The following is an 18,197-nucleotide window of genomic DNA, read 5'->3' on the forward strand; positions in this document are numbered from 1 at the left end:
CAATAGCTGTCATTCAAGTCGCATAAGTGTTTGCAAAGGCAAATGAAAATTAAGCAGCGAACATTGTTATCAAACAATTCTTCTTTATAATAAATCAACTTTAAGGCAATGCAAATGCAACATAGCTGTCCCCTGCCTGTGCTCCGAGTTTAGTTCCGCCGCAGGCAATTACTACATATTGTTTTCCATTCACCTCATAGGTGCTTGGCGTTGCAAATGCGGCTGCAGGAAGTGTCGTTTCCCAAAGTAGCTTCCCGTTCTTTTTATCGTAAACCCTGAATTTTTTGTCCTTTGTTCCGGCAATAAAGAGAAGTCCGCTTGCAGTCACGATTGGTCCGCCATAGCTTTCTGATCCTGTTTGCGGAATGCCTTTCGCTGTCAGTTCAGGATATTCTCCGTAAGGTATTTTCCATACATACTCTCCTGTATTTAAATCAATCGCGTTCAATGTTCCCCATGGTGGGCTCACTGCCGGCAAACCATTTCTATCTAAGAATTTGCTGTATCCGGAAATCCTGTAAGAATATGAAGGGGCCGCTTTGGCAACATTGCCTTTTGCTGCTGTTTTCGATTTAGTCCCTTTTTTAACTGGTCCCTGCATTTTTGCTAAACCTATTTCAGCTCTTTCTTCACCTAACAAAAATCCGACAAGCGCTTGTTTTTGTTTTGCGTCAAGTTTAGGAAAGCCAGGCATCATACCCTTTCCATGCGTAATCATGTTGTTAATATAATCCCTTGAACGCTTGCTGCCGATACCTATTAGCGAGGGGTATCCGCTAGCCGGATTTCCTTTCCGCTCTGATCCATGGCAGGAAATACAGTTGGTTGTGTATAAACGATTACCCGACGACATTCCAGCCAACTGCGCTTCTGAAGCTGTCTCACCAACAGCAATTAGCCAGGCCATCTCGTTACTGTTTAAATAAAGAATTCCATCAGGGTCGGCAGCAGTGCCACCCCATTCTGCTCCACCATCGAGTCCGGGAAAAATAATCGATCCTCTTTTACTGAGTGGAGTAAATGGTCCCTCGTATCGACTCTTGCGGAAAAGTGTAACTAAAGAATCATGGCTTTCTGAATAAGGATTGATGTCTGCTTCTGTAAGGGTTTGCCTTGCATAAGGAGCAGGCTTAGTGGGGAAGGGTTGTGTTGCCCATGCTTTTTCATCAGGTACATCAGAAGCTGGAACAGGCCTTTCTTCAATTGGATATATTGGCACCCCGGTGACCCTGTCAAAAACAAATACGTTGCCTTGCTTTGTTACCTGTGCAACAGCATCTATTTTTTTCCCGTTACGGGTTATGGTAACAAGGTTAGGCGGCGCCGGTGGATCACGGTCAAGAATATCGTGATGGACTAGCTGGTAGTGCCAGATACGCTTTCCTGTCTTTGCATCAAGGGCAAGCAGGCAGTTTGCAAAAAGGTTAGTTCCTTTTCGATCACCGCCATAAAAATCAAATGCAGCAGATCCGGTAGGAACGAAAAGAATACCACGGTTGCGATCCACCGACATACCGGACCAATTGTTTGCCGCACCCACTTTCGTATTCTTATAAACATCTTTTGGCCATGTCTCGTAACCATATTCACCCGGTAATGGTATAGTATGAAACACCCAGGCTAGCTTACCCGTTCTTATATTGAATGCCTGGATATGTCCAAGCGGTGCATCGGTTCCTTCTGAGACCCTTAACGGCATAATGATAAAGTCTTGATACACTGTTCCCGGTGTGTTTGAAATAACCATCTTGTCTTTTGCAGTCGCTCCTAAACCTGCTTTAAGACTGGCACGTCCACTGTCGCCAAAAGAAAGAATGGGCTCTCCCGTCTCTACATTTAGTGCATAAAGCCAAGGCCCTTTTGTATATAAAATGCGTTTGTCATTGCCACTCTGCCAATATACCAATCCGCGACTTGAGCTCAGCCTGTCATCCGGCGATTTCGCCTTGCGCCATTTTTCCTGGCCGGTTGCTGCATCTATTGCAAAAGGTGAAGTGGATGGAGTCATCCCATACAAAACTCCATTTACAATGATAGGATTACATTGTATCTGACCAGAGTCAAGGGTATGGTATTCCCACGCTACTTTCAGCTGATTTACGTTCGAGGCTTTTATCTGGTTAAGATTGGAATAGTGATTACGATCGGGTCCGCCCAGGTATTCGGGCCAGTCACCATCTGAGGCAGTTTCCTTTTTATTAAAACTCAATGAAACGAGGACTATTGAGAAAAGTATAACAGAAGATGCAAGCAATTTATTCATGTATGGCAGTTTAGAAACAGCAAATAAATATAAAGGATTAATCTTTATGCTACCACCAAATGCATGCTTGAAATGTTCAAACCCCTAGACAAGTATTCTACGTAATTGACGCTTTAATCAGCCAACTTTTATAGGAAGAAGTTAAGAGTAGCCAGCCTTACTGTCCAATAAAGACTACTGAATTATTGTTTTCAAGCGCAGTAAAATATAGAACAACCATTGGTCTGACGTATCCGGTAAATAAGTCCGCCTTGTCTTCAGTCCCCATTTCTTCCAGTTCTTTTTTAACCTCCTTTGAAAGATTATCATACACTTTTGAGAATCCTTCAAAAGTTTCAATTTTATTTTTCTTTATCCATTGCGTTATCTCTGGTATTTCAGTGGTTGCAAGAAACCCACCCACATCTCCGACACTTACACTTTTTTTCGCCCGCTTACCATACAACATTTTGTAAGGAATCGTTGTAGGATTAGAAAATGGGTCAGTTGTATTTAGAAATATCATGGCGATGTCGCCTGTTATCTTGTACAGATTAACCTTTGTATCTGCAGTTTTTGCAAGCTGACCTTCCAGATCTTTTATGTCTTCTAATTTTTCTGCTTTGGCAAGACGATACAGATTGATAGAAATTCCAAAAGCATTCTTTTTGTCCTGTATTGCCTTGGATGTTTGCTGATAAATACCCCGGTTAAAAGCGGTAGATCTCTTTTCGCTTAAAGGCCGATTGCTAAACGTGGCCATCATAGGTATCAATAAAAAACATCTAAGAAATGCATTGTGCATAGAAAGATTTTTAAAGCTTGCTTTTCATAAAAATATTTAAAAACTACTGTACACAACAGCCGCCCCTAAAAGAGGCGGCTGTTAAAAATATTTTATAGAATGTGCGTCTAGTCTTTATGGCCTTTTCCTTTTCCGTGGCCGTTACCCTTTGATTTTTTTTGTTGGCCCGGTGCATAGTCTTTTGCACTACCACCATATACCTTTTTGGCCTGGCCGGGAGGTAAGCCGATTCCATTATTTCGACCTTTATTGGTACGATGATTCCTTTTTTCTTCGTTTGAATTTTTCCGAGATCCATCTGGATATATTACAGAACCATCAGGCAAAGTAATTACACTACCAGTATTCGGATATTCCTTATTTTGGTTATCTCCTCCTTTGTAGATGATAGTGCCGTTGGGAAGTCTCCTTGTACCGTCGCTATAGATAATAGATCCGTCAGGCAGCTTCCTATCCTGGCTGTTACCGTCGATTGTTACTAACACGCTGCTTAATATAAGACAAGCGGAAATCCATCTTTTTAAATTACTGTTTTTCATGGCTATAATTTTCGATCTAATGGCAATTACCCCGCCATGTTTATAATGCATCCTATTATTAACAACTTGGTTGTTAAGCGTTTTAGAGGAAAGAGAACCTTATGTAAGCATGCTTATGATCGTTATGTTTCTCGTATCGCAATTAAACCAAGTACCTGACTAATAATTTGAAGCTGTTTTTCTTTTGGTTTCAAATTTGCAAAGAGCACTTCAAAATCTATAGAAATGAAAAAAGTATTCTTATTTTTCTTGTTGTCATCAGTAGTTTATGTAAGCAATGCCCAACGAGAGAGCAGAAGCCGGACTGCTTTATCAAGTAAGTCGCATTTTGGTGTGGGTGTAGAAGCAGGTTTGCCCTTAGGAGATAATGGAAAACCTTATTCTGTTGTTCTCGGTGGTAATCTTCAATACGAAACAATGCCAGACACAGACCTTGGAATAACAGTAAGCGCCGGCTATTCGCATTGGCCTGTTAAATCAAGTTATGGTAGTGGAAGTGTTGGGTTCGTTCCACTTCTCGGTGGTGTGAAATATTACTTCACTCCTGCTGCATTTTTTCATGCACAGCTAGGAGCTGCTTTTGGAACTAAATCAGGTATGGGAACAAGTTTCGCTTATTCACCAGGGGTTGGTTTAAAGTTGTCTCCAAACATTGATGCTACTCTAAAGTATACTGGCTTCTCGAAAAAAGGCGGAACACTTGAAAATGTAGGACTGCGCCTTGGTTTCAATTTTTAATTTTATTTGTTGATTCCTGGACTAGTCCAAAAGACCAATGTCAATCATACTCCTTAAGCTTTAGAAAAGGCTAAGGAGTTTTTGTATAAATACGTTTTCTCCCGAAAAAACGCGTAAACCTTCATAACAAGTTTTATCTGCAAAAGCAATTCTTTCGAATACTAACACTTTCTTTGCTTAATCCAACCAGACCTTTGCAATGTTATGGACACTGAAAAACTGGAACAGATTATAGATAGTATTTCGAAAGGTGATACCAGCCTGATTGAAGTCTTTTTTAAAAAGCCCGGCGGAAGAAAATTTTTTGAAAGCCTGGTGTTAATTGTTATCTCCAGGCTTCCATATGAGCAGGAGGAAAAAGAAGATCTGTTCATCGCATTTAGGAAAGCTTTGAATAAAATAGAAGAAAGAATAAAACATCAAAAAGAAGGTCAGAAGATTTTACAACAGGTATACGGTTAAATCTTTAGTACCGCTTGCTGGTTATTTCCAAACAAGTTTTCAAAATCTTACAAAAAAGTAGTTTGAGTTTTCCTGAAATCTACACGCGATTTATTACCGGTATACAACAAACAGGCGCAATAGAATTTATTGCCGTTATCTGTGGTATCGTTAGCGTGTATTTTTCTCAGAAAGCAAACATTTGGGTTTATCCTACCGGCATCATTAATACTGTCATCTACATCTACATTAGTCTTAAGGGCCATCTTCTTGGTGAAGCAAGCGTGAATATTTTTTATACAATCATGAGTATTTATGGTTGGATTCTTTGGCTGAAAAAAGACGAAACAAATAAAACTGTTTTGACAATAAGATATAGCACGGCTAAAGAGTGGACGCTGCACCTGCTCTTTTTTGGAAGTCTATATCTTGCCATATTTGCGGCTCTTTCTTATCTAAAGAAAGGGTTTGCGCCTGAAGCCATTCCTGCTGCAGATGCATTCGCCTCAGCTACCGCATATACCGGGATGTTATTAATGGCGAGGAAAAAAGTAGAAAGCTGGTATTGGTGGATAATAACAAATACGGCTTCTATCCCCTTGTACTTTGTAAAAGGCTATGTCTTCACCAGCTTTCAATTTTTGGTGCTATTGGTGATGGCGTTTGTCGGCCTGGTGTCTTGGCGTAAAAAAGCAATCTATGCAAGAGGTTAGTAAGGTGGTAGCCATAGGCCCGGAAAGTACCGGCAAAAGCACTTTATGCAAATCGCTTGCAAGCCACTTTAATGCCGCCTGGTGTCCCGAATACGCCCGGGAATATTTACTTGCTCATGGTACGAATTACATTTTTGAAGATTTGCTAACCATTGCCAAAGGACAGCTTGCATTGGAAAAAGAATATGCATCTAAGGCCATTGCACTGTGGGAGGCAAACGGAAAGAAAACTCTAAAACCATTGCTCTTCGTTGACACGGATATGTATGTGATGAAGGTTTGGTGCGAGTACGTCTTCGGCAAGTGCCATCAATTCATCTTAGAAAGAATTGTTGAAAGCTCTTGTGATCTTTACCTGCTTTGCAATACCGATTTACCCTGGGTAAGAGATGAACTACGAGAATATCCCGACCTACAATCGAGAGAAGAGCTATACAATATTTATAAAGACATTCTCATTAATCAATCTGTAACATGGGTAGATGTAAAAGGAGGTTATGAAGAACGATTTCAAACTGCAATGGCGTCTGTACAGACGATGATCATTTAGCAGCAGTATAAACAAGACTCCTTACATCAGGGTCATCCTCAATATTTCTCATTTGCTGCAAAACTCTTGGATACTTCCATGCTACCCAACGGCTCATTGGTTTCACCGTATATCTTTTGGGGCTTGGCAGGCAGGCAATAATCATTGAAGCTTCCGGTCGATTCAGTTTTATAGCAGCCTTTCCGAAATACGCTCCCGATGCTGCTTCGATGCCAAAAATACCATCTCCCATTTCTGCTATGTTCAGGTATACTTCGAGTATTCTTTGTTTCCCCCAAACCCACTCTATCATCTTAGTATAATAGATTTCAGGCAGTTTTCTCACATAACGCATAATACCGCTCCCCTGCCATAAAAAAACATTCTTAGCAACCTGCTGACTTATAGTACTTGCTCCGGCGCCGGCAACCTTTTTTCTTTTTCCGGGTTTGTTTTGCAGGCTCTTTTCAATCGATTTCCAATCAAACCCGCCATGGTCAGGAAACAACTGATCTTCGCTTGCCATCACTGCAAGTTTTGCGTAGGGAGAAATTTCTTCATCACTAATATAATCGCGCTTCAATCCATGCCCGCTAAAAAGACTTCCCAGTTGTGTTAGTGTCACGGGGGGCCACATCCATTTACATACAACCAAATAGACATTTGACCAAAGAAAAGCCCAAAGAAACCACTTAAGGATTTTACGAAATAACCGGCTAAAAAGGTCTTTAACTGTCATGGAAAAATATGTGGCAAGATAAGGTGCTAACCTTTACTGGGCTCAACCCTCGCGACAGGAATTTTATCTTTTTTCCCCACAAGCAATTACTGAAAAGGCGGATCGGCAATATTTTCCCACATGCTATATCACTATTCCTCTTTTAATAAAAAGAGTTCGTTTTTGTTCAAACTGCGGGACAGGTATTAAGCATTGTTGCGACGCATTCCGTTCATCAGCATCTCTTTGTTCAACTGCCAGCGCTAACGCATTTCTTTTTTTGCAACAGTTACTTGATCTTCAAAAGCTCATATTACTTAGCCTATCTCCAAGCGCCAATATCCCCCAAACTAAGGCAAGCCCAAAGCCAATTAAGATCATTCCGCTTACACGGTTAATGATGTGGATATTATGAGGTGTGAGTTTGTTTCGGATCTTGCCTGCAAGCATAACTTTTAGAAAATCAAATCCTGCTACAATAACCAGGCAGGTGATATATACTACCAGCCGGTAGTTCTGCGTTTGCACCAACAAAGAAGTAGAAGTTAAAAGCCAGAACCCGATTACACTTGGGTTAAGCAGGTTCATAAAATATCCTGATAAGAATATTTTTACGTAGTGATGCGTTTCCATTTCAATAACCTGCAAACCCGCCGCGTTTACTTTTATTTTTTTGAAAAAGGTGATGTAAACACCTAGAGCAATTAACAAAGCACTTCCGCCCACTCCAATCGGAACTTTGTACTCTATAAGGTTGTCAAACATTGTTGTAAACAGGTTGCTAATTACAACGATTGTTATATCACTTGCAGACACACCGGCAATAAAAGCAAGTCCACCTTTATGACCGTGATTTAGGCTTTGTTTGATGATTGAAAAAATAACTGGGCCTACTGAAATACTAAGCATTAATCCTAAAGCCAATCCTTTTAATAGAGCCGATATCATTGGGGCAATTTCGTTTACTAAAAATTACATCTTCTGTTAATTCACCTAACCTTACATTCTATAAAATTCGTCTTATTAACATGAATGTTGGACTGGAAATAAAAAACGAAACTACATTAAAATGAAGTGCGATTACTTCTTCAAATGTGATAATCCTTCTACCGTTTTAGACTGTCTTAAATCTTTTGTAACCTTTTATAATGATCCTAAGATCTTGCTTCCAGTCGTAGTTCTTTGCATACAAATAGTCCAGTTTAGAGATAGCCTCTTCTGTTAAAGGGGCCGCTGCAGATATAGGGTTACCGGTAACAGATAGAACACCGGGTGGCAAGGTGGGGAGAGTATGATCGTTGTGATGTACATAGCTTACCCAGGTTTTTTTTACAAGTAAAACGTCTACAGCCCGTCTCACCCAATCAATCCTGGAAACTATAAATTGAACAGGAAAAGTAATTACTAGCAGAACTGCAACAAATACATCGATTATTCGCCTCATCCTTCTCTGATAGCCCTCGGTAATTGAAAAGCTAGGGTGAGCGGAGATGATCTCCCCCAACGTATTTTTAGAATCACTTCCGACAATACTCTCGGTTTTGACTGAATAAAAGCGAACTGAAACAGTATGTGGTATTTGCTGAACCAAAGAAATGATCGTCTTAAATGAAAGGTACCCCTGGCAAAATATCACCTCTTTTACCTGGCTATTTTTTATTAGTATTTCAAGCTCGTCCAGTGTTCCTATGGCATCAACTTTTTCTTCACCTACTGCCACCCTGCCTATAACTCGCTCCTCCAACCCCGCATGTGCAAATAGACTTTTTAAGCGATCATATTCTTCACTGCTTCCAACTATTATTGTTTGCAGAGATTGGTTTGCTTCGAAATCATCTTCTACAAATCTTGTCTTAATTAAAACCCAACGTGTAAAAGTAATTAGTATCAATGCGGTTAGACCACCAACCAAAATAACACCACGAGAGAAGCGATATTTTTCAGGTAACAAAGAGTAAACAGCAAGATTAACTACAACAGCAACAAAAGCAGCATAGACAGCTTTTGAAGGCCTGTATCTATTATCATAAATGCCGGCAAGCGCTGCGGCAGCCAAAAAAACAAGCGTAAAGCCGGGAAGTGAAATGTCTACCAGTTGTCGCACAAAAGGTTGTCCTTGCCGAACATATGTTACCCAGCAATAATTGACAATGGTAAAAGAGGCATAAATGATAACAGCATCGAGAAGCGGCATGCCGATTTTTAAAACAAATCTTACTATGGCTGAAATTGTTGCCCTTAACCATATCGCAACATGTATAAAAGATGCAAAAACATTGGCGGCAGTTCCCTGGTAATGTTTTTTTACAAAAATGCTCATCGCCATGTAAAACATCTTTACATAATTTAAGCTTCCCTTTCTGGTGCTTTCCCCTTTAAAATGAATAATGGTGCTTTCACTGAAATAGTAGTTTTTGTAACCCAACTTTTGTATGCGATAACTCAGATCAATGTCTTCTCCATACATGAAAAAAGCTTCATCAAAACCTTTTAACTGTAGTAAGATTTCTTTTCGGCTAAGTAAGAATGCGCCCGCTAGTACATCAACTTCGTGGTTCTGGTGCTGGTTGAGGTATGCAAGAGAATAACGGGAAAAAATTCTGGATTCAGGAAACAAACTACTTAGTCCGGCAAGTTTATAAAATGCTGTCAAAGGTGTGGGAAAAGACCGTTTGCTTTCGGGTAAAAAGTCGCCACTGCCATCAATCATTCTAATTCCTAATCCACCTACTGATGCATCACCTTTCATAAACCCGATGCATTTCGTCAGGCAATCTTCGGGCAAAATGGTATCAGGATTTAAGAACAAAATAAACTTGCCTTGGCATTCATTTAGAACCTGGTTATTAGCCTTCGCAAAACCCACATTTTCTGCATTAGAGACAAATTGTGCTTTAGGATATCTACTCCGCAGATATTCAACACCCCCATCCGTTGATGCATTGTCTATAACCCATACTTCTGCGTCAATGTTTTCTAGTGCTGTGAACAATGAGCTTAAACACTGCTCGAGAAAGTACTTGACATTGTAATTGACTATAATAACCGATAACTGCAAAAAGGGCTGTTTTTTTATAGAACAACGAATTACGACCTTTTATACAATCCAACAAAAATCTAAATGTTTCGCTCTTAGAATTCCCTTTAATGACTTGACAGTATATTTGCAAATGCTTAAGCAAACACTTATCAAAGCAACCCTTGCAGGTTCAAAAGTTCTACAGCATTACTTCAATGGAAGTTTTACAGTAAGTAGTAAATCGAATATTAACGACCTTGTTACCCAGGCGGACAAAGAGTCTGAAGAGGCCATTTTTAAAGTTATCCGCGAAGAGTTTCCAGACCATTATCTCTTAAGCGAAGAGGCAGGTGATTTGAAAATGGATAGCAATACAAAATGGATCATTGACCCCATTGATGGTACGGTAAACTTTGCCAATGGGATCCCTATTTGTTGTGTCAGCATTGGAGTGGAGCAAGATGGAAAAATGATTTTAGGGGCTGTGTACAATCCTTTTATTAACGAATTTTTCTTTTCTGAAAGAGGCTATGGTGCAACACTCAACGACCAAAAAATAAAGGTCAGCGATAAATCCGACCTGTTGCGAAGCTGTTTGGTAACCGGATTTCCCTATTCATACCTTGACACTCCAAATGGTCCCTTACAAGTGTTTGAAAAATTGATCCGTAACAATATTCCTGTGAGGCGTTTGGGCAGTGCTGCAATAGATATCTGCTGGGTAGCTTCCGGCAGGTTCGACGGCTTTTACGAGCATAACTTGAATGCGTGGGACAGTGCAGCAGGCTTTCTGATACTGGAAGAAGCAGGTGGTAAAGTAACCGATTTCGGTGGCAACTATTATTCTCCGTACCAGCCCAATATATTGGCCACGAACGGAAAAATACATGACGATCTGCTCCTAGCAATCAATGGTAACTGGAACCCTTAAACCGACCAATCCTATTGTTTATTTCGATACCTTTTTATGAATAACAGAACAGAAATAGCATCCCTTGGAGAATTTGGTTTGATAGAGCACCTGACAAAGAATTTTGAGATCCAAAACGCATCGACAATCTTGAGCATAGGAGATGATGGTGCAGTAATCGATCACTTTGGTAAGCAAACCGTTATTTCTTCCGACATGTTGATCGAAGGAATACATTTTGACCTGATGTATTCGCCGCTTAAGCATTTAGGTTATAAAAGTGTTGTTGTAAACCTGAGTGACATTTATGCGATGAACGCCACTCCTACACACATCACCTTAAATATCGCTTTTAGTAACCGACTCAGCGTTGAAGCGCTTGATGACTTTTACGAAGGAGTTTTCGCTGCCTGCGAAAAGTACGGTGTAGATCTTATTGGCGGCGATACGTCTACTTCTCAAAAAGGGTTTATTATTAGTATTACTGCCTTAGGTGAAATAACTGCTGACAAAGTTGTAAAAAGAAGTGGTGCAAAAAAAGGCGACTTGCTTTGTGTAAGCGGCGATCTTGGTAGTGCCTTCCTCGGCTTAACACTGCTGGAACGAGAAAAGAAGATTTACCTCGAACATCCGGAGATACAGCCCGACCTCGAAAATGAACAGTATATCGTTGGCCGGTTACTGAAGCCGGAAGCAAGAAAGGATATCATCGAATTTTTTGAGCAGTCTAACATTCTACCTACTAGTATGATGGATGTAAGTGATGGACTTAGTAGCGAGACGTTACATATCTGTAAGCAAAGCAATGTTGGTTGTGTAGTGTACGAGGACAAAATCCCGGTGAATGACCAGGCGAAGCAGTATGCTTACAAACTTGAGCTCGACCCTACTGCCTGTGCATTAAGCGGTGGCGAAGATTATGAACTTGTCTTTACTGTGCCACAAAGCGATTATGATAAATTGGTTTTGAACGAGCAAATCAGTGTAATTGGTTACATAACTGACATTGAAGAAGGTGTTCATATAATAACAAAAGGCGGAAGCACGCATCACCTTACTGCGCAAGGATGGAATGCTTTTAAGCAATAGCTAAATTGTTTTTAATTCTTTGCATCTCTCTAGACTGCCGACTTTACTTTACTAAACTTATTTTCTTTTTGTAGCCGACAGCCGAAACAATGGCGACATTGTTGTGTCACACCTTTGTACTAGTAAAAAAACTTCGGCCTTATTTTTCTAATTTTAAAAGTTAAGCAAGGGTAAGTTTTACCATTTCATCAAAAAGATTGAAAATTACAGGTAGTATATTGCATATGTGAAAATGAAAAGCATCCTGTTTCTGGCATTGGTATTTGTTTGCGTCTCGTGTAGCGTTTCGAAAAAAAACTCCTTCAATCCTACTCGAAAATATAGTGCTCAACAGCTCCAACAAGACTTTTCACTTCTTCAGCAAATACTAAAAACCAATCATCCAAGCTTATACTGGTACTCCACTCCAGATTCTGTTAACGGTTACTTTTTCTCAACACAAGCTTCTTTAAAAGACTCTCTAACCGAACAACAATTTAGAAACAAGATTTCCTGGGCAATTAGTAAAATCCGTTGTGGGCATACAACCGTCAGGTCATCGAAAAAGTACTCAGCTTACTACAGTAAAAAGCGTTTGCCGCAATTTCCTCTATCGTTGAAAGTGTGGGAGGATAGTGCAGTTGTAGTTGCTAATCTCTCTCGTGTTGGTGCAGAAGCCGATAAAGATCTTAAACGGGGAACTATTGTTACAGGAATAAACGGTTACAGCACAAAGCAAATTCTAGACAGTCTCTGTCAGCTTATCGGGACGGATGGCTACTCTGATAACTTCAAATACCAATTAATCAGTTTCAATTTTCCCGCTTATTACCGCAACGCTTTTGGTAGTGATAGTATCTACACAGTTGCTTACCTAGACAGTTTAGGCCAAAAGCAAGAAAAGGCCCTCAAAAGCTTCGAAGCTAAGCCTGACTCTACTGCTAAACAACAAGGCTCCCCCCCTCGTGAATTTGAAAGAAAACAGTTTCGAAAACTAAAACTGTTAAACAATCGAAATATGCAAATTGACTCTGCGCTTAATACTGCTTTCTTATCGGTTAATACTTTTAGCGAAGGGAAGTTGACACGTTTTTTTAGACGGAGCTTTAAAACAATTAAAGAGCAAAATGTAAAGAACCTCGTAATTGATTTAAGGCTAAATTCTGGCGGAAGTGTGCTGGCATGCACGAGGTTTGCCCAATATTTAGTTCAAAATCCTTTTCATGTTGCCGACACAGTTGCAGCTTTTACAAGGCAATTTCCGTATAAAAAGAATATTAAACCTTGGTTTATCTACTGGTTGAGCATGCACTTTTCGGGAAAGAAATATTCGGACGACAGAATACACTTCAGGTATTTTGAAAACCATTCGTTTAAGCCAAAGAAAAAGAATCATTTCGACGGTAACATTTACCTGCTAGCTGGTGGCTACACATTTTCTGCTGCCACCTTAGTAACGTCCAAATTAAAAGGGCAGGAAAATGTAACGATCGTTGGCGAAGAAACCGGTGGCGGGGCGTACGGAAACTCGGCAATGTTCCTAACAACAATAGTATTACCTAATACCGGAGTCAGAATAACATTACCGCTATACAGGATGGTGTTAAACGCTAACTTACCTAAAAATGGCCGGGGAGTCTTTCCGGATGTTGAAGTAAAGCCATCATCCACGTCAATAAAACTTGGTGTAGACGCAAAAGTTGAGAAAGTAAAAGCTTTGATTAATCAAAGTTCCAGCCTTTAAACCTTTTTGAAGAAGGTTTTCCAATTGACTAAAACGTTTTCTTACTGATCGCTCTCGATATTATTCTCTTCAGGCGAGGGATCTTTAATATAATTTTCAGATCTGCCTGCATTAGAATTTTCAGGAATACTTCTTTCCTGGGTGTCTTCCCACTTGCTGCTCTGCTCGCTAATTCCTGCCTTCGGATCAACAACCCCTTGTTCTACTTTCTGACCTACACTACTTGTATTGCTGGGATCGACAGGGGCCTGGTCTCGACCAGGATTATTTGGGTTGGTTAGGTTAGGATCTACTCCTCCAATTTTATCAGCCATAACTATACATTTAAAACAAATTAACTAAATATGTTATGTTAATCTCCAACGTTAAGCAGTTCTACTACTTTTCCTTCACCATTAATCAAATCATCTATCTCAGCTGGCGTCTCAGTAACTTCTAGTCCAAATTTTTCAGTAAAAAATAACTCTGTTACTATCTGTCCTTTATCATTATGTTTTGCATAATAATATAAGATGTGACTAGCGTTAACGTGAACCGTGGTTCCGGCAAGATTTAATTTAATTATTACTGGTTTCATTTTTATCCTTTTAGGAAAAACATCTATAAAATAATCAGACCACAGCCTTGCCTCAATCCTAAAATTATCGGCATAAGTTTTTACGTTTCAATTGGTTAAACAAGAACTTACTTTTTTTATTTTGGTCTCGCTCTTTGTATTTAAAAAAGTGCGTGCTCACCAGGTATTGTTAATCATTAATCCATTGCTGTCATTTTAAATTATCTTTGAGATAATCGTAGACATAGTACGACCACATCTATCATTCAATTATTAAGTTCTATTTTGACTTTTAAAGATTTTGGTTTTGACGAGAGGTTGCTTGAAGGAATAGAGGCAACAGGATATGAAACGGCCACTCCGGTACAAGAAAAGGTAATTCCGCTAATTTTACAGGGAAAAGATTTAATTGCTTCTGCTCAGACAGGAACAGGTAAAACTGCTGCTTTTCTTTTGCCCTTGATTCAAAAAATTATGAATTCAGCCGAGAGCGAGCATATTAATGCTTTAATCATCGTTCCTACCCGGGAGCTGGCTGTTCAAATTGCTCAAAATTTGGAGGGCTTATCTTATTTTACTTCTATTAGTTCCCTGGCTGTTTATGGTGGTGGCGATGGCGCTTCTTTTGTTCAGGAAAGACAAGCTCTTTCTCGAGGTGCAGAAATCGTTATTTGCACTCCCGGTAGATTAATTGGTCACTTAAATATGGGATATGTAAAGCTTAAACATCTCCAATATTTGATTTTAGACGAAGCTGACCGAATGCTAGACATGGGTTTTAATGACGACATCATGAAAATCATATCGTTTCTTCCTACCAATCGTCAAACATTATTATTCTCGGCTACAATGCCGGGAAAAATAAGAGAATTGGCAAAAAAGATTTTAAAAAACCCGGAAGAAATAACAATCTCACTCTCAAAACCGCCAGAGAGAATAAAGCAGGAAGCGTTTGTTGTGTATGACACGCAAAAACCGGCTCTGATAAAGCACCTTCTAAAGCTTGCAGAATACAATACTGTTCTTATTTTCTGTTCTAAAAAACACACTGTAAAAGATTTAACCCACCAGTTAAAAAGAGCAGGCTTTTCTGCTGACGAAATTCATTCTGATCTTGAACAGGGAATGCGCGAGCAAGTGCTTGCTTCCTTTATTAACAAAAGACTGCGAATTCTTGTTGCGACAGACATTCTATCCCGCGGAATTCATATTGATAATATTGACCTGGTTATTAATTATGATGTTCCTAATGATGGTGAGGATTATGTACACCGGATTGGACGCACCGCACGGGCTGAAACAAATGGTACTGCCTTTACTCTTATCAATGAAAAAGAACAGAAAAAGTTTTCTACTATTGAGGCTCTAATCGGAAAAACAATTACTAAAGCAATTGTTCCGGAACACTTTGGAGACACACCGGAGTACAATCCCGGCTTCAGTCGGCCAAAACATAAAAGGAAATTTGTAGGAAAAAACAAAAGAGCTTAGAAAAGCTCTTTTTGTCTTATAGCCTTTTTTTATGTTGATCCGTTTAATTAAGACGCTCTCCTAACATAAAAATTTTTATCTCCCCATATAGACCATTAGTATTTGAACATCGCTAGGGTTAACTCCACTTATTCTGCTCGCCTGCCCTAACGTTCGAGGTCGTATTTTATTAAATTTTTGTCTTGCTTCATTGGAGAGCGAAATAATTTTCTCATAATTAAAGCTGTCCGGTATTACAAGTTCTTCCAACTGGCTCATTCTTTCAACCAGCTCCTTTTCTTTGTTTATATAGGTATCGTACTTCACTTGTATCTCCGCCTGCTCCACTGTATCCTCCCGAAAATCGGAAACAAGTGACGACAAACGTGAAGATGCGCTAATCATATCCTTTAGGTCTACATTGGGACGAAGTAATAGTTGCGACAGCCTTTGCTTTTGAAGTAAAGGCGCTGAATTTTTTTGCTCCAGGTAGGAGTTTATTTCCTCTGGCTCAACCGCATACTCCTTCATAATGGATTTCAGTGTTTCAACTCCTTTTTGCTTAGTCCTTACCCTTTCCATTCTCTCTTGTGAAGCTAGCCCAAGCCTGAAACTCAATTCGGTAAGTCGTAGGTCCGCATTGTCTTGTCTCAACAGCGTGCGATACTCCGCGCGGCTAGTAAACATTCGATAAGGTTCCTCTGTTCCCTTACTTATTAAATCATCTATTAAAACACCAATATAAGCTTCACTTCTTTTCAATATGAATGGATCAAGGTTAAAAGCTTTTTGATGGGCATTTATTCCTGCCATTAATCCCTGGCAAGCGGCCTCTTCATATCCGGTCGTGCCATTAATCTGCCCTGCAAAAAATAAATTCTGGATTCGCTTTGTCTCCAATGAATATGTAAGCTGAGTTGGAGGAAAAAAGTCGTACTCTATCGCATAACCTGGTCTGAACATTTTAACTTTCTCAAACCCAGGAACCATTCTTAGTGCATCAAATTGTACTTGCTCGGGTAGCGATGTCGAAAAACCGTTGACATATATCTCCACTGTATTAAATCCTTCTGGTTCAACGAACAACTGGTGCCTATCGCGATCAGCAAAACGGTTAATCTTATCCTCTATACTCGGACAATATCTAGGTCCAACTCCTTCTATCCTGCCCGCATACATTGGACTACGATCAAATCCAGTTTTCAGCATATCATGCACTTCCTGATTTGTATAGGTTATGTAACAACTCCTTTGTTCCCTGGAATGTATTTTCTTCGTATCCAAATACGAAAAACCTACAATCTCATCATCACCCTTCTGCTCCTCCATCTTACTGTAGTCCAAACTTCTTCCATCTACTCTTGGTGGTGTTCCCGTTTTCAGTCTATCGCTTTCAAAACCTAGCTCCACTAGCTGCTCTGTTATCCCTACGGAAGCTTTTTCTGCCATCCTACCCCCCCCAAATCTTTTTTCACCAATATGGATTACCCCATTCAAAAAAGTTCCACTTGTGACTACTACTGATTTGGCTAGTATTTCGTGGCCGAGTCCAGTCTTAACTCCGCATGCCCTTCCATTTTCTATTTTAATAGAGACCACATTGTCCTGAAAGAAATCAACATTAGGAGTGTTCTCTAACATCTCCCGCCACTTTAAATGAAAAAGCATCCTGTCGCTTTGGGCCCGAGGGCTCCACATGGCCGGGCCCTTACTCCTATTCAGCATTCTAAATTGGATAAGGCTTTCATCAGTTACTATACCACTATATCCCCCTAATGCGTCTATTTCTCTAACAATTTGCCCTTTAGCAATACCACCCATCGCTGGATTACAGCTCATTTGGGCAATAGTTTGCATGTTCATAGTGACCAGCAGAACCTTGCTACCAAGATTAGCAGCAGCAGCAGCAGCCTCGCATCCAGCGTGCCCCGCACCCACTACTATTACATCGTATTTATCAAACATCTTTAGAATTTAACCTTGTAAAGATAACTTCTTGTATCCCCAACAACCCTACTTCTTCTGTTCCACGTGAAACAAGCTATTCCTGGCTGCAGGCAAAGTCTTGTACCACCATAAACTTATTTTCAGGGTAAGAACTAACCCCAATACCCATTTCAACAAAGTTTGAACTTAGCAGGGTTTTTCTGTGTCCAAGATCAGGAACACCCTCATCAATAAAAAGAAGAACAAGCATTAAAACAGGATTAGGTGGACCAAAGCTTATATTCTCTCCTGCACACTTCTTGATGCTAATTGCCTTCATTCTGTCTTCAAAAGTGGCACCCGAAGGAGCAGTGTGAGATGGAGGTGCCTTTTTTAAAGCAAGACCAGTTGCTAAACCTTGAGCAGATTTTGTCAAAGTAGAACTAGGTTTCACAAAAGGTAGACCTGGAGATTTATAAAGATCGTTCCTTAAACTATTTGTATAGGAGTTTCTGAAACCAGGATAAACTGCAAGGATAGGTGCTACAACGCTATCCCAAAATCGCTTAGGATTACTTCTGCTATAATTTGTCCAATAGAACCATTCTTTTTCTACTGGATTTAGAGAATTGGAGTAAGGCTTTAAGAACGTTTCAACTACAATGTCCTGCCGAGGCAAAGTGGGAAGATCTTTTACTTCAAGTGTGGTTGTTCCTAAATGCTGCGAAATTGAAAAAAGGGGAAGCATTAAAAACAAGAAAAAAAGGGGTTTCACGTGG

Annotated in this window: 18 protein-coding genes; 8 read left to right on the top strand and 10 right to left on the bottom strand. The window is 39.9% G+C overall.

Annotated features, from left to right (window positions below; translation table 11 throughout):
• Positions 1 to 100: 100 nt before the first annotated feature.
• From SAE01_RS10215 to SAE01_RS10225, 3 genes are all read right to left on the bottom strand, one after another.
• On the bottom strand, positions 101 to 2,263 hold the full coding sequence (locus tag SAE01_RS10215; protein WP_147203663.1) for an outer membrane protein assembly factor BamB family protein: 2,163 nt from the start codon (positions 2,261 to 2,263) through the stop codon (positions 101 to 103).
• A 157-nt stretch (positions 2,264 to 2,420) separates the two neighbouring features.
• On the bottom strand, positions 2,421 to 3,047 hold the full coding sequence (locus SAE01_RS10220; RefSeq protein WP_147203664.1) for a hypothetical protein: 627 nt from the start codon (positions 3,045 to 3,047) through the stop codon (positions 2,421 to 2,423).
• A 107-nt stretch (positions 3,048 to 3,154) separates the two neighbouring features.
• The gene (locus SAE01_RS10225) at positions 3,155 to 3,586 is read right to left on the bottom strand and encodes a hypothetical protein (protein ID WP_147203665.1); all 432 of its coding nucleotides are present in this window, start codon (positions 3,584 to 3,586) and stop codon (positions 3,155 to 3,157) included.
• A 225-nt stretch (positions 3,587 to 3,811) separates the two neighbouring features.
• Between SAE01_RS10225 and SAE01_RS10230 the strand changes: the two genes are divergently transcribed.
• From SAE01_RS10230 to SAE01_RS10245, 4 genes are all read left to right on the top strand, one after another.
• Positions 3,812 to 4,324 (top strand): hypothetical protein, encoded by a 513-nt coding sequence (locus SAE01_RS10230; RefSeq protein WP_147203666.1) that lies wholly within the window; start codon positions 3,812 to 3,814, stop codon positions 4,322 to 4,324.
• Between the two features lie 204 nt (positions 4,325 to 4,528).
• A complete protein-coding gene (locus SAE01_RS10235) occupies positions 4,529 to 4,786 on the top strand; it encodes an HPF/RaiA family ribosome-associated protein (protein ID WP_147203667.1) in 258 nt (85 codons plus the stop codon).
• Positions 4,787 to 4,848: 62 nt separating this feature from the next.
• Complete coding sequence (pnuC, locus tag SAE01_RS10240) at positions 4,849 to 5,478, top strand: nicotinamide riboside transporter PnuC (RefSeq protein ID WP_170234129.1); 630 nt, start codon at positions 4,849 to 4,851, stop codon at positions 5,476 to 5,478.
• Positions 5,465 to 6,028 (top strand): AAA family ATPase, encoded by a 564-nt coding sequence (locus SAE01_RS10245; protein WP_147203669.1) that lies wholly within the window; start codon positions 5,465 to 5,467, stop codon positions 6,026 to 6,028. The genes pnuC and SAE01_RS10245 overlap by 14 nt, the downstream gene beginning before the upstream one ends.
• Here the strand turns inward: SAE01_RS10245 and mtgA are convergent.
• The 3 genes from mtgA to SAE01_RS10260 all read right to left on the bottom strand — a co-directional run bounded on the left by mtgA (position 6,021) and on the right by SAE01_RS10260 (position 9,783).
• Entirely contained in the window at positions 6,021 to 6,746 is a 726-nt protein-coding gene (gene mtgA, locus SAE01_RS10250) for a monofunctional biosynthetic peptidoglycan transglycosylase (RefSeq protein ID WP_147203670.1), read from the bottom strand. The genes SAE01_RS10245 and mtgA overlap by 8 nt on opposite strands.
• 279 nt (positions 6,747 to 7,025) lie before the next feature.
• On the bottom strand, positions 7,026 to 7,673 hold the full coding sequence (locus SAE01_RS10255; RefSeq protein ID WP_147203671.1) for a LysE family translocator: 648 nt from the start codon (positions 7,671 to 7,673) through the stop codon (positions 7,026 to 7,028).
• A 166-nt stretch (positions 7,674 to 7,839) separates the two neighbouring features.
• Complete coding sequence (locus SAE01_RS10260) at positions 7,840 to 9,783, bottom strand: glycosyltransferase family 2 protein (protein ID WP_170234130.1); 1,944 nt, start codon at positions 9,781 to 9,783, stop codon at positions 7,840 to 7,842.
• Positions 9,784 to 9,895: 112 nt separating this feature from the next.
• Here SAE01_RS10260 and SAE01_RS10265 point away from each other — a divergent pair, with 112 nt between their 5' ends.
• The 3 genes from SAE01_RS10265 (at position 9,896) to SAE01_RS10275 (ending at position 13,466) form a co-directional block, all read left to right on the top strand.
• Complete coding sequence (locus SAE01_RS10265) at positions 9,896 to 10,675, top strand: inositol monophosphatase family protein (RefSeq protein ID WP_147203673.1); 780 nt, start codon at positions 9,896 to 9,898, stop codon at positions 10,673 to 10,675.
• 36 nt (positions 10,676 to 10,711) lie between these two features.
• Positions 10,712 to 11,743: a thiamine-phosphate kinase gene (gene thiL / locus SAE01_RS10270; RefSeq protein ID WP_147203674.1), complete on the top strand. Its 1,032-nt coding sequence runs from the start codon at positions 10,712 to 10,714 to the stop codon at positions 11,741 to 11,743.
• Between the two features lie 232 nt (positions 11,744 to 11,975).
• Complete coding sequence (locus SAE01_RS10275) at positions 11,976 to 13,466, top strand: S41 family peptidase (RefSeq protein WP_147203675.1); 1,491 nt, start codon at positions 11,976 to 11,978, stop codon at positions 13,464 to 13,466.
• 41 nt (positions 13,467 to 13,507) lie between these two features.
• Here the strand turns inward: SAE01_RS10275 and SAE01_RS10280 are convergent, their stop codons facing one another.
• The gene (locus tag SAE01_RS10280; RefSeq protein WP_147203676.1) at positions 13,508 to 13,780 is read right to left on the bottom strand and encodes a hypothetical protein; all 273 of its coding nucleotides are present in this window, start codon (positions 13,778 to 13,780) and stop codon (positions 13,508 to 13,510) included.
• 38 nt (positions 13,781 to 13,818) lie between these two features.
• Complete coding sequence (locus tag SAE01_RS10285; protein ID WP_147203677.1) at positions 13,819 to 14,043, bottom strand: hypothetical protein; 225 nt, start codon at positions 14,041 to 14,043, stop codon at positions 13,819 to 13,821.
• Between the two features lie 264 nt (positions 14,044 to 14,307).
• Here SAE01_RS10285 and SAE01_RS10290 point away from each other — a divergent pair, with 264 nt between their 5' ends.
• Entirely contained in the window at positions 14,308 to 15,513 is a 1,206-nt protein-coding gene (locus tag SAE01_RS10290) for a DEAD/DEAH box helicase (RefSeq protein ID WP_147203678.1), read from the top strand.
• Between the two features lie 75 nt (positions 15,514 to 15,588).
• On the opposite strand, the gene mnmG is transcribed toward SAE01_RS10290, so the two are convergent.
• Positions 15,589 to 17,457, bottom strand: coding sequence for a tRNA uridine-5-carboxymethylaminomethyl(34) synthesis enzyme MnmG (mnmG, locus tag SAE01_RS10295; protein ID WP_147203679.1), 1,869 nt, complete (start codon positions 17,455 to 17,457; stop codon positions 15,589 to 15,591).
• A 76-nt stretch (positions 17,458 to 17,533) separates the two neighbouring features.
• The gene (locus SAE01_RS10300; protein WP_170234131.1) at positions 17,534 to 18,166 is read right to left on the bottom strand and encodes a CAP domain-containing protein; all 633 of its coding nucleotides are present in this window, start codon (positions 18,164 to 18,166) and stop codon (positions 17,534 to 17,536) included.
• Positions 18,167 to 18,197: the final 31 nt, after the last annotated feature.

The sequence above is a fragment of the Segetibacter aerophilus genome (assembly GCF_007991655.1).
GTDB lineage: Bacteria > Bacteroidota > Bacteroidia > Chitinophagales > Chitinophagaceae > Segetibacter > Segetibacter aerophilus.